Source organism: Streptomyces cinnamoneus, assembly GCF_002939475.1.
Lineage (GTDB): Bacteria > Actinomycetota > Actinomycetes > Streptomycetales > Streptomycetaceae > Streptomyces > Streptomyces cinnamoneus_A.
Map to the genome: position 1 here is coordinate 803895 of NZ_PKFQ01000001.1, position 14030 is coordinate 817924.

The 14030-nt window shown below is 71.7% G+C and carries 1 protein-coding gene; it reads right to left on the reverse strand.

Annotated features, from left to right (window positions below):
* Positions 1 to 86 precede the first annotated feature (86 nt).
* Complete coding sequence (locus CYQ11_RS03490; protein ID WP_099199035.1) at positions 87 to 13997, reverse strand: type I polyketide synthase; 13911 nt, start codon at positions 13995 to 13997, stop codon at positions 87 to 89.
* Positions 13998 to 14030 lie beyond the last annotated feature (33 nt).

Below are 14030 nucleotides of genomic sequence, written 5' to 3' on the forward strand. Positions count from 1 at the left end.
ACCCCTACCCGCCCCTACCGAAATTTGCCCGTGCACCCCCTTGCGACCACTACATCTTTAATGTCGTGGGGGTGCCGGACCGCTCCCTACCGGCCGAGCTCGCGATGAATGAAGTCGAACAGTTCATCGTCGCTGGCCTCGGCGAACTTCGCCGCCCGGCTCTCGCCGGCCGGATCCTCGTCCGCACCGGTGAGCCGGGCGACCAGCGCCTGCAGCCGCTCGGCGAGCCGGTTCCGGGCGACCTCGTCGGACACTCCGCCGACCAGTGCGCCTTCCAGTTTCTCCAGCTCGGCGAAGCCCACGGAGGCCCCGTCGGTCCCGGCGCCGCCGACGACCTCGGCGGCCAGCGCCTCGGCGAGCACCAGGGGTGTCGGGTAGTCGAACACCAGGCTCGCCGACAGCGGCAAACCGGTGGCGGCGGTCAGCTGGTTGCGCAGTTCCACGGCGGTCAGCGAATCGCAGCCGAGTTCACCGAAGGTACGACCGGGGTCGATCGCGGCTGAATTCGCATATCCGAGCACCGCCGCAGCGTGGCCGCAGACCAATTCCACCAGGGCGGCGGACCGCTCGCTTTCCGGCAGCTGCGCCAGGCGGTGCAGCAGCGCGGAGGCGTCCTCCTGAGGGGCGGCGTCCACGGGGGCGGCCTGCTCGCGCATGCGCCGGACTTCGGGGATGTCGCCGAGGAGGGCGGTGTGCCGGGCCGCGGCGAACTTCTCCCAGTCGACGTCGGCGACGACGACGGCCACGTCGCCGTGGGTCACCGCCCGGTGCAGGGCGGCCACGGCCGGCTCGGGGGTGAGGGCGGTGAGTCCGCCGCGGCGGGCGCGCTGCTCGATCTCACCGGCCGCCATACCCGCACCGGCCCACGGACCCCACGCCACCGCCGTACCCGGCAGCCCCTCACCACGACGCTCCTCAACCAACGCGTCAAGGAACGCGTTCGCCGCCGCATAACCAGCCTGACCAGCACCACCGACCACACCGGCAAACGACGAGAACACCACAAACGCCGACAGACTCAAACCCCGCGTCGCCTCATGCAACACCAGCGCCGCATCCGCCTTCGGACGCAACACCCCCGCCACACGCTCAGCAGACAACGACTCCAACACACCGTCATCCACCACACCAGCCGCATGGAACACCGCCGTAAGCGGAGCCTCCTCAGGCACCCCCGCCAGCAGCGCCTCCACCGCCTCCCGATCCGCCACATCACACACAGCGACCGTCACACCCACACCCAGCTCACGGAGCTCGGCCTCCAACTCGGCGGCACCCGGAGCATCCAGACCCCGCCGACTGGTCAACACCACATGCTCAGCACCATGCCGCGCAACCCAACGCGCCACATGCCCACCCAGAGCACCCGTACCACCAGTGATCAGCACCGTGCCCGACGGCCGCCACTCCGGCGTCTCCCCCGCTTCCGCGAGAGGAGCCCGCACCAGACGGCGACCGAAGACACCGGAGGAGCGGACCGCGACCTGGTCCTCGTCGCCGGCGGCCGCGAGCACACCCGCCAGCCGCGCACCCGCCCGCTCGTCGGGCAGCTCCGGCAGGTCGACCATGCCGCCCCACCGGTCGGGGTACTCCAGACCGACGACCCGTCCGAACCCGGCGACCTCCGCCTGCCCGGGCCGCACGACGCGGTCACCCGCGTCCACCGCCACGGCACCCGAGGTCAGCAGCCACAGCGGGGCGTGCACTGCGGCGTCGCCCAGGGCCTGGGCCAGCACCAGCGTGCCGAGAACCCCGAGCGGCACGCCGGAGTCGCCGCGCTCGACGATGCCGAGCAGCGACACGACACCGGCCACGGAACGGCCGGCGACGGCTTCGCGCACCCGCTTGGCGACGACGTCCCGCTCGAGCTCGTTCTCGCCCAGCGCCAGCCCGGCCACGTCGGCGCCGTGCGCCCGCAGGGCCTCCTCGGCCCAGGCGGCCTGCTCGGCCCAGGCGGCCTGCTCGGCACGCGCTTCGGGCGCGATGACGAGCCAGGTGCCGGAGAGCCTGCCCGCCGGCGCGTCGGTGAGGGGAGCCCAGCTGACGCGGTAGCGCCAGTCGTCCATCACGGACAGCTCCTGGCGCTGCCTGCGCCAGTTCGACAGCGCGGGCAGCACCGCGCTCAGCGGCTGCTCCACGTCCACCTGGAGCGTCCCGGCGAGAGAAGCGAGGTCCTCGCGCTCGACGGCCTCCCAGAACTTCGCCTCGACGTCGTCACGAGCGGGCAGGTCCCGCTCGGGAGCAGCCTGGGGCCAGAAGTGCTGACGCTGGAAGGCGTAGGTCGGCAGGTCGACGCGTCGGGCGCCGGTGAAGAAGGTGCCCCAGTCAAGGGCCACGCCGGCGACGTGGAGCCGGCCGAGCGCGGTGACCAGGGCCTCCGGCTCGGAACGGTCCTTGCGCAGGGCCGCGACGAGCGCGGGGGCCCCGGTGACGGACTCCTGGGCCATGCCCGAGAGCACACCGTCGGGGCCCAGCTCCAGGAAGACGGAGACGCCCTGGTCCTCAAGCCAGCGGACACCCTCGCCGAAGCGGACGGCGCCGCGAACGTGACGCACCCAGTAGTCGGCGGAAGCGACGTCCTCAGCCTGGCCGGTCAAGTTGGAGACGACCGGGATCGACGGCTGCTCGTAGGTGAGCCCCTCCGCCACCAGACGGAAGTCGTCCAACATCGCGTCCATGTGCGGCGAGTGGAACGCATGACTCACGCGGAGGCGACGCGTCTTGTGACCGGCCTCAGCGAACGTCTCACCCAGCTCCGTCACCACGTCCTCGTCACCGGCGATCACCACAGACGACGGACCGTTGACCGCCGCGATGGAGACCTGAGCCTCACGGCCCTCCAGGTACGCAGCCACCACGGCCTCATCCGTACCGACGGCCAGCATCGCGCCACCCGTGGGCAGCGCCTGCATCAACCGGCCACGCGCCGCGACCAGCGTCACAGCATCGCTCAGCGACAGCACACCCGCCACATGAGCCGCAGCCAACTCACCAATGGAATGGCCCGTCACGTAGTCCGGACGCACACCCCACGACTCGACCAGCCGGTACAGGGCCACCTCAAGGGCGAAGAGCCCGGGCTGGGTGTAGCCGGTCTGGTCCAGCTCCTCCCCCGCCTCGAACATCACCTCACGCAGCGGCCGCTCCAGCACCCGGTCGAACTCGGCACACACCGCGTCCAACGCCTCGGCGAACACCGGGAACGTCTCGTACAACTCCCGGCCCATCCCGGCCCGCTGCGAACCCTGACCCGAGAACAGCACCGCCGTCAGGCCGCCGTCGCGTGCCAGGCCGCTGACCACTCCGGCAGCCGGAGTGCCCTCGGCGAACGCGGTCACGCCCCGCAGCAGTTCGTCGCGGTCGGCGCCCACGACCACCGCACGGTGTTCCAGGGCCGTGCGCGTGGTGGCCAGCGAGAAGCCCACGTCGGCCGGCGACGCGTCGTCGGCCAGCGCGCTCAGCAGGCGCTCGGCCTGTGCCTTGAGAGCCGTCTCGGACTTCGCCGACAGCACCCACGGCACCACGCCCACGGCCGCGGGCACGGTCTCCACCGGCGCGGTCTCGGGAGCCTGCTCAAGGATGGTGTGGACGTTCGTACCGCTCACACCGAACGACGACACGCCCGCACGGCGCGGACGCCCCGTCTCCGGCCACGCCACCGCCTCCGTCAGCAGCTCGACCGCGCCCTCCGACCAGTCCACCTCGGTCGACGGCTGGTCGATGTGCAGGCTCTCGGGCAGCACGCCGTGGCGCATCGCCATGACCATCTTGATCACACCGGCGACGCCGGACGCCGCCTGGGTGTGACCGATGTTGGACTTCACCGAGCCGAGCAGCAGCGGCCGGTCCTCCAGCCGCTCCTGGCCGTAGGTGGCCAGCAGCGCCTGGGCCTCGATCGGGTCGCCCAGGGTGGTGCCCGTGCCGTGGGCCTCGACCGCGTCCACGTCGGCCGGCGTGAGACGCGCGTTGGCGAGGGCCTGGCGGATGACGCGCTGCTGGGACGGGCCGTTGGGGGCGGTCAGACCGTTGGACGCGCCGTCCTGGTTCACCGCGGAGCCCCGTACGACCGCGAGCACTTCGTGCCCGTTGGCGATCGCGTCGGAGAGCCGCTCGACGAGCAGCAGGCCGACGCCCTCACCCCAGCCCGTGCCGTCCGCGGCCTCCGCGAACGGCTTGCAGCGGCCGTCGCCGGCCAGCCCGCCCTGACGGCTGAACTCCATGAACGCGGCGGGAGTCGACATGATCGCCGTGCCTCCGGCGAGCGCCATCGAGCACTCGCCGTTGCGCAGCGACTGCGCCGCCAGGTGCAGGGCAACCAGCGAGGACGAGCAGGCCGTGTCGACCGTGACCGCCGGGCCCTCCAGGCCGAACAGGTAGGAGATGCGGCCCGAGACGACGCTGCCGGCGTCACCGGTCGTCAGGTACCCCTCGGCGGCGTCCTGGGACGCCTGGAACAGACCGGCCCCGTACCCCTGTGCCGACGCCCCGACGAAGACTCCGGCCTGGCTGCCGCGCACCGACGACGGCTCGATACCGGCCCGTTCGAAGACCTCCCAGGCCGTCTCCAGCAGCAGGCGCTGCTGCGGGTCCATCGCCAGCGCCTCACGCGGGGAGATGCCGAAGAACGCCGGGTCGAACTCGGCGGCGTCGTAGACGAACCCGCCGGCGGGGGAGAAACCGGAGCCGGCGAGCGCGCCCAGGTCCCAGCCGCGGTCGACCGGGAAGGTGGACAGCGCGTCGCCGCCCGACCGTACGAGCTGCCACAGTTCCTCGGGCGAGCGCACGTCGCCGGGGAAGCGGCAGGCCATGCCGACGATCGCGATCGGCTCGTCGGTGCCGACGGCACCGGAGACCGTGGCGGCCGTGGCCACAGCGGTTCCGGGCTCCGTGCCCGTACCGGCGATCTGCCCGCGGAGGTACTCGGCGAGGACGGTGGGGCTGGGGTAGTCGAAGACCAGCGTCGCCGGCAGCTTCAGACCCGTCGCCGCCGCGAGACGGTTACGCACCTCCACCGCGGTCAACGAGTCGAAGCCCATCTCCCGGAACGCCCGGCTCGGCTCCACCGCCTCAGCCGCACCATAACCAAGAACCCCAGCAGCCTCAGAACGCACCAGATCCAACACCAGCCGAACCTGCTCGGCCTCCGTCAGACCCGCCAGACGCCCAGCCAGCTCCGACACACCGGTGACCTCGTCCGAGACCGCCACGGCCAGGGCCTTCGCCGCCTCGGGGATGTCGGCGATCAACGGCCGCGGACGAGCGGCGGTGAACCCGGGCACGAACCGCGCCCAGTCCACATCCGCCACCGCCACGAACGCCTCATCGTGCTCGACAGCCTGCACCAGAGCCGACACCGCCAGCTCCGGCGCCATCGGCAGCACACCACGACGACGCAGATGCTGCTCGGCGACCTCCGACGACGCCATACCACTGTCCGCCCACGCACCCCACGCGATGGACGTGGCCGTCAGACCACGAGCACGCCGATCCGCAGCCAGCGCGTCAAGGAAGGCGTTCGCCGCGGCATAGGCACCCTGGCCGCTACCACCCCACACACCGGCGTTGGACGAGAACAGCACGAACGCGTCCAGCTCGGCCTCGCCCAGCAGCTCGTCGAGATGACGCGCACCGGCCACCTTCGCCGCGACGGCGTCGGCGAACTCCGCGATGCCGAGGTCCGGAAGCGCACGGGTGTGGCTGACACCCGCCGCGTGGACGACGGCGTTCACCGGGTGCTCGGCGAGCAGCTCCGCAACCGCGTCGCGGTCGGCCACGTCGCATGCGGCGATCGTGACGCGCGCACCCAACTCGACCAGCTCGGCTTCCAGCTCGGCCGCCCCGGCCGTCTCACGGCCGCGACGACTGGTGAGCACGAGGTGCTCGGCGCCGTTACCGGCCGCCCAACGGGCCACATGCCCACCCAGAGCACCCGTACCACCGGTGATCAGCACCGTGCCCCGCGGCTCCCACGTGCGCGGAGCGGCAGCCCCACCCAGCGGGGCCGGCACCAGTCGACGGCCGAACACGCCGGAGGACCGGAGGGCCACCTGGTCCTCGTCACCGGCACCGCCGGCCAGCAGGGCCACCAGCCGGCCCGCAGCCCGCTCGTCGAGCGACTCCGGCAGGTCGACCAAGCCGCCCCAGCGGTCGGGGTGTTCCAGGCCGACGATCCGGCCGAAGCCCCAGAGCTGTGCCTGGACGACGCTCGTGAGCCGGTCGGACCGGCCGACGGACACCGCACCACGGGTGAGCAGCCACAGCGGCGCGGCAACACCCGCATCGCCCAGTGCCTGCACCAGAGCCACCGTGTCGGCCAGACCACGCGACATCACCGAGAACTCGGGATGCGCGGCATCCTCCAGCCCCAGCAACGACACCACACCGTCGACCTCGACTCCGGACAACCGCTCGGCAAGCCCAGCCCTGGACACCACACCGTCCAGCTCCAGCCGCACGACCTCAGCACCGGCGCGCTCCAACACCTCCGACACCACATCCTGACCAGTCGAAACGACCAGCCAACGACCCGACACAGCAGCAGAGTCAAGCGAGAGCGGCTTCCACGACACCGCATAACGCCACTCGTCCACCCGCGACTGCGCATTACGGCGACGGCGCCAGGCCGACAGGGCCGGCAGGACCGCGTTCAACGCTTCGTCGTCGAGACCAAGCGTCCCGGCCAGCGCGTTCGTGTCCTCCTGCTCGACCGCCGCCCAGAACGCCGTCTCGGCAGCGTCCTTGGCGCCGGCCGCGACCTCGTCCGCGTCGGTGGTCTTGTCCAGCCAGTACCGCTCGCCCTGGAAAGCGTAGGTCGGCAGGTCGACGCGCCGACCACCGGCGATCATCGGGCTCCAGTCCACGGCCAGGCCGCGGACCCAGCCCTCGGCCAGCGAGGTGGCGAAGCGGGCGAGCCCGCCCTCCTCACGGCGCAGGGAGCCCAGGACGACGGCGTCGGCGCCGACAGCGTCGATCGTCTCCTGAACGCCCAGATTGAGAACAGGGTGCGCACTGGCCTCGACGAAGAAGCGATAGCCCTGCTCGACGAGCGCCTTCGTGGCCTCCTCGAACCGCACGGTCTCCCGCAGGTTCGTGTACCAGTACTCAGCATCCAGGCCAGACGTGTCGAACCAGTCAGCGGTCACCGCCGAGAAGAACGGCACCTCGGCCGCACGCGGGGCAAGGCCCGCCAGCACAGTCAGCAACTCGTCACGGATCGCCTCGACGTGCGCCGAGTGCGACGCGTAGTCCACCGGAATCCGGCGGGCCCGCACCCCATCCGCCTCACAGGCGGCCAGCAGAGCATCCAGCTCCGCCACATCACCCGAGACGACCACCGAGCGCGGCCCGTTGACCGCGGCAATCGACAGACCACCGGTCAGGCGCTCCCGCACCTGCTCCACCGGCAGCCCCACCGACACCATGCCACCCAGACCCGACAGAGCCAGGATCGCCTTCGAGCGCAGAGCGACCACGCGCGCGGCGTCGTCGAGCGAAAGCGCACCCGCAACACACGCCGCGGCGATCTCACCCTGCGAATGACCGACCACAGCGGCCGGCTTCACACCGTGCGAGCGCCACAGCTCCGCCAGCGACACCATCACCGCAAAGAGCACCGGCTGAACGACATCAACGCGCTCAAGCGCCTCAGCGTCATCCAGCACATCGAACAGCGACCAGTCCACATACGACGACAACGCCGCCGCACACTCCCGCATCCGCTCCGCGAACACCGGCGAGGTCTCAATGAGTTCGGCAGCCATACCGACCCACTGCGAACCCTGACCCGGGAACACGAACGCCACCTTGCCCCGCACGTCCGCGAGCCCCTGGACGGGGTCGGCGAAACCGGGGGCCGTGAACACGGCGCGGTGCTCCAGCATGGCGCGGGTGGTGACCAGCGAGTGGGCCACGTCGAGCCGGGTCAGCTCCGGGTGCTCGGTGACGTGCTCGGCCAGCCGCTCGATCTGTGCGGTGAGCGCGGTCTGTGAGCGCCCGGACAGCAGCCAGGGCACCACCGCCGGCTGCGGCGCGGCCGGTTCGGTGACGGGCTCGGCCTCGACGGCGGGTGCCTGTTCCAGGACGGTGTGGGCGTTGGTGCCGCTCACTCCGAAGGACGAGATCGCGGCGCGGCGCGGCCGGCCGGTCTCCGGCCACGGCCGCGACTCGGTCAGCAGCCGTACGGCTCCCGCCGACCAGTCCACGTGCGGGGTCGGCTCGTCGACGTGCAGGGTGGTCGGGAGGATGCCGTGCCGCATCGCCATGACCATCTTGATGACGCCGGCGACGCCGGCGGCGGCCTGGGTGTGCCCTATGTTGGACTTCACGGAACCCAGCCACAGGGGCTGGTCGGCGTCGCGGTCCCGGCCGTACGTGGCCAGCAGGGCGTCGGCTTCGATCGGGTCGCCCAGCTGGGTGCCGGTGCCGTGGGCCTCGACGGCGTCCACGTCGGACGGTGTCAGCTGCGCGTTGGCGAGTGCCTGCCGGATGACGCGTTGCTGCGACGGACCGTTCGGAGCCGTCAGACCGTTCGACGCGCCGTCCTGGTTCACCGCCGAGCCCTTGACGACCGCGAGCACCTCGTGCCCGTTGCGGATCGCGTCCGAAAGCCGCTCGACCAGCAGCAGGCCGACGCCCTCGCCCCACGCGGTGCCGTCGGCACCGGCTGCGAAGGCCTTGCAGCGGCCGTCGGCGGCCAGGCCGCGCTGGCGGCTGAACTCCATGAACGCCGCCGGGCTGGACATGACCGTGACACCGCCGGCGAGCGCCAGTGTGCACTCGCCCTGGCGGAGGGCCTGTGCGGCCAGGTGCAGGGCGACCAGGGAGGAGGAGCATGCCGTGTCGACCGACACGGCGGGGCCTTCGAGGCCGAAGGCGTAGGCGACGCGGCCGGAGACGACGCTGGCCGCGTTTCCGGTGCCGAGGTAGCCGTCGACGCCCTCGGGGACGGAGGTGAGGCCCGCGGCGTAGTCCTGGCCGTTGGTGCCGGCGAACACGCCGGTCTGGGTGCCGCGGAGCGACAGCGGGTCGATGCCGGCCTGTTCGAACGCCTCCCAGGCGGTCTCCAGCAGCAGCCGCTGCTGCGGGTCCATCGCCAGCGCCTCACGCGGGCTGATGCCGAAGAACGCGGCGTCGAAACTGGCGGCGTCGCCGACGAATCCGCCTTCGCGGACGTAGGCGGTGCCGGGCTGGTCGGGGTCCGGGTCGTAGAGCCGCTCCAGGTCCCAGCCGCGGTCGGTGGGGAACGGCGACATGGCGTCCACGTCGCCGGCGACGAGCTTCCACAGCTCCTCGGGGGAAGTGACGCCTCCGGGGAAGCGGCAGCTCATGCCGACGATCGCGATGGGCTCGTCGTCCTGCGGGGTGACGTGCGGCATCAGCGCGGCGATGCCGGCGCCGGCTCCGACGATCTCCTCGCGGAGGAATCCGGCGAGGGCGACGGCGGTCGGGTAGTCGAAGACGACGGTGGCCGACAGCGGCAGGCCGGTGGCGGCGCTGAGCTGGTTGCGGAACTCCAGGGCGGTCAGCGAGTCGAAGCCCAGTTCGCGGAAGGCCCGCTCGGGGTCGATGTCCGCGGCCCCCGAGTAGCCGAGCACGGCGGCTGCGTGCGTGCACACCAGCTCGACGATGGCCTGCTCCTGCTCCCCTACCGGCACCTCCTCCAGCCATCGGGCCAGCGCCGAGACGTTCTCGACCATGGCGGCTTCGGCGACGGCGGCCTCGTGGAGCCGTCGCACCTCGGGGACGTCGCCGAACAGCGCGGTGCGCCGGGTGGCGGTGAAGGTGTCCCAGTCGATGTCGGCGATGACGACCACGGCGTCGTCGTGGTCGACCGCCTGCTTGAGCGCGGCCATGGCCCGCTCGGGGGTGAGGGCGGTGAGTCCGCCGCGGCGGGCGCGCTGCTCGATCTCACCGGCCGCCATACCCGCACCGGCCCACGGACCCCACGCCACCGCCGTACCCGGCAGCCCCTCACCACGACGCTCCTCAACCAACGCGTCAAGGAACGCGTTCGCCGCCGCATAACCAGCCTGACCAGCACCACCGACCACACCGGCAAACGACGAGAACACCACAAACGCCGACAGACTCAAACCCCGCGTCGCCTCATGCAACACCAGCGCCGCATCCGCCTTCGGACGCAACACCCCCGCCACACGCTCAGCAGACAACGACTCCAACACACCGTCATCCACCACACCAGCCGCATGGAACACCGCCGTAAGCGGAGCCTCCTCAGGCACCCCCGCCAGCAGCGCCTCCACCGCCTCCCGATCCGCCACATCACACGCAGCGACCGTCACACCCACACCCAGCTCACGGAGCTCGGCCTCCAACTCGGCGGCACCCGGAGCATCCAGACCCCGCCGACTGGTCAACACCACATGCTCAGCACCATGCCGCGCAACCCAACGCGCCACATGCCCACCCAGAGCACCCGTACCACCGGTCACCAGCACCGTGCCCGAGGGCACCCAGGTGCGTACGACCGGGGCGTCCGCGACGCGGGCGCGCACCAGGCGGCGACCGAGGACGCCCGACGGACGGACGGCGACCTGGTCCTCGTCGTCGGCGGCCGCGAGGACCCCGGCGAGCCGGGTGCCCGTCTTCGCGTCCCATGCCTCAGGCAGGTCGATCAGTCCGCCCCAGGCACGCGGGTACTCCAGGGCGACGACCCGGCCCAGGCCCCACACCTGGGCCTGCACCGTGCTGCGCGGCGCGTCCGCGCCGGCCGAGACGGCACCCGAGGTGAGGAGCCACAGGGGCACCTCGATCCGGGCGTCGGACAGTGCCTGCACCAGCGTCATCGTGCCGGTGACGCCCAGCGGCACCCCGGCGTCCACCTGGTCGTCGAGGCCCAGCAGCGACACCACGCCCGTGACGGATTCCTCGCCGACGGCCGTGCGGAGCTGCTCGGCGACCGCATCGCGGTCGAGGTCGGTCACCGTGACGCGGAGGACGTCCGCACCGTGCTCCGCGAGCGCGGCGACGACTGCGTCGTCGGCGTGGGCGGCGGAGGACACGACGAGCCAGGTGCCGGTCAGCACCGGGCCGGTCACGTCGGGGAGGGGCGCCCACTCGACGTGGTAGCGCCAGTTGTCTATGACGGACAGCTCCTGGCGCTGCCTGCGCCAGTTCGACAGCGCGGGCAGCACCGCGCTCAGCGGCTGCTCCACGTCCACCTGGAGCGTCCCGGCGAGAGAAGCGAGGTCCTCGCGCTCGACGGCCTCCCAGAACTTCGCCTCGACCGGGTCGCGGAAGACCGTCCCGTCCTCACCGAAATCGCGGGACTCCAGCCAGAACCACTGGTGTTGGAAGGCGTAGGTCGGCAGGTCGACGGGCTTGCCACCGGTGAAGAACGAGCTCCAGTCCGGGGTCACCCCGGCGACGTGGAGCCGGCCGAGAGCGGTGACCAGGGCCTCCGGCTCGGAACGGTCCTTGCGCAGGGCCGCGACGAGGGCGGGCTCGCCGGTCACGGACTCCTGGGCCATGCCGGAGAGCACACCGTCGGGGCCGAGTTCGAGGAACACGGAGACGCCCTGGTCCTCAAGCCAGCGGACACCCTCACCGAAGCGGACGGCGCCACGGACGTGACGGACCCAGTAGTCGGCGGAAGCGACGTCCTCGACCTGACCGGTCAAGTTGGAGACGACCGGGATCGACGGCTGCTCGTACGACAGGCCCTCCGCCACCAGACGGAAGTCCTCCAGCATCGCGTCCATGTGCGGCGAGTGGAACGCATGACTCACCCGGAGACGACGCGTCTTGTGACCGGCCTGAGCGAACGTCTCACCCAGCTCCGTCACCACGTCCTCGTCACCGGCGATGACGACGGACGACGGACCGTTGACCGCCGCGATGGAGACCTGAGCCTCACGGCCCTCCAGCTGGGCCGCCACAGTCGCCTCGTCCGCACCGACGGCCAGCATCGCACCACCGGCAGGCAGTGCCTGCATCAGACGACCGCGCGCCGCGACCAGCGTCACAGCATCGCTCAGCGACAGCACACCCGCCACATGAGCCGCAGCCAACTCACCAATCGAATGACCCGTCACGAAGTCAGGCCGAACGCCCCACGACTCGACCAGCCGATACAGCGCCACCTCAAGCGCAAACAGCCCAGGCTGAGTGAAACCGGTCTGATCCAGCAGCTCACCCTGCTCGAACATCACCTCACGCAGCGGCCGCTCCAGCACCCCGTCGAACTCGGCACACACCGCGTCCAACGCCTCGGCGAACACCGGGAACGTCTCGTACAACTCCCGTCCCATGCCCGCACGCTGCGAACCCTGACCCGAGAACAACACCGCGAGCTGGCGGCTGCCGCGAGCCGAGCCGCGCACCACTCCCGCCGCGGGAGCGCCCTCGGCGACAGCCGTCAGGCCCCGCCGCAGCTCCTCCTGGTCGGCGCCGACGACCACGGCACGGTGTTCGAGCGCCGCACGGGTGGTGGCCAGCGAGAAGCCGGCGTCCACGAGTGACACGTCGTCGGTCAGCGCGGCCAGCAGCCGCTCGGCCTGTGCCTTGAGAGCGTCCTCCGACTTCGCCGCCAGCACCCACGGCACCACGCCCGCCGTCGGAGCCGTCGCGTCTTCCGAAGCGGCTTCTTCGGCCTCCGCAGGCTGCTCGATGATGACGTGCGCGTTGGTGCCGCTCACACCGAAGGACGACACGCCCGCGCGGCGCGGGCGACCGGCGTCCGGCCACGGTGTGGGTTCCTTCAGGAGCTCGACCGCGCCGGCCGACCAGTCCACGTGGGACGACGGGGCGTCGATGTGGAGGCTCTGCGGGAGCACTCCGTGCCGCATGGCCATGACCATCTTGATGATGCCCGCGACACCGGCGGCGGCCTGCGTGTGCCCGATGTTCGACTTGATCGAGCCCAGCCACAGCGGCCGGCCCTCCGGCCGGTCCTGGCCGTACGTCGCCAGCAGCGCCTCCGCCTCGATCGGGTCGCCCAGCGTCGTACCCGTGCCGTGCGCCTCCACCGCGTCGACGTCCGCGGACGCCAGCCCGGCGCTCGCGAGCGCCTGGCGGATGACGCGCTCCTGCGAGGGGCCGTTCGGCGCGGTCAGGCCGTTCGACGCGCCGTCCTGGTTGACGGCGGAGCTGCGGATGACACCGAGGACGCGGTGGCCGTTGCGCTGGGCGTCGGACAGCTTCTCCAGCAGCAGCAGGCCGGCGCCCTCCGCCCAGCCGGTGCCGTCGGCGGAGTCGGCGAACGACTTGCAGCGCCCGTCGGCCGACAGGCCGCGCTGCCGGCTGAAGTCGACGAACGTGCTCGGCGTCGACATCACCGTGACGCCGCCGGCGAGGGCGAGCGTGCACTCGCCCTCGCGCAGGGCCTGGCTCGCCCAGTGCAGGGCGACGAGCGAGGAGGAGCACGCGGTGTCCACGGTGACCGCGGGGCCTTCGAAGCCGAGCGCGTAGGCGATGCGGCCGGACACCACGCTGCCGGAGTTGCCGGTGCCGAGGTAGCCCTCCACACCCTCCGGGACCACGGAGACGCTGGCCGCGTAGTCGTGGTACATCACGCCGGCGAAGACGCCGGTGCGGCTGCCGCGCAACGCGGTCGGGTCGATGCCGGCACGCTCCACCGTCTCCCACGCGACCTCCAGCAGCAGGCGCTGCTGGGGGTCCATGGCCACGGCCTCGCGCGGGCTGATCCCGAAGAACGACGGGTCGAAGGAACCGGCCTCGTGCAGGAAGCCGCCTTCACGGCAGTACGAGGTGCCCTCGTGGTCGGGGTCGGGGTGGTAGAGGGCGTCGACGTCCCAGCCGCGGTTCACCGGGAACCGGGTGATGCCGTCGCCGCCGTCGGCGACGAGCCGCCACAGGTCCTCGGGGGATTCGATCCCGCCCGGGTAGCGGCAGCCCATCCCGACGATCGCGATGGGCTCCTGCTCCTGCGCCTCCAGTTCGCGCAGGCGCCGGCGCGTGGCGTGCAGGTCCGCCGTGACCTGCTTGAGGAAGTAGCGGAGTTTGTCTTCGTTCGCCATCTAAGGTCAGCTCTCCTAGTGGATGGAACTCGA

Excerpts from the sequence above, each read along its gene's own strand:
- CYQ11_RS03490 (WP_099199035.1), bottom strand. The coding sequence starts at position 13,997 with ATGGCGAACGAAGACAAACTCCGCTACTTCCTCAAGCAGGTCACGGCG.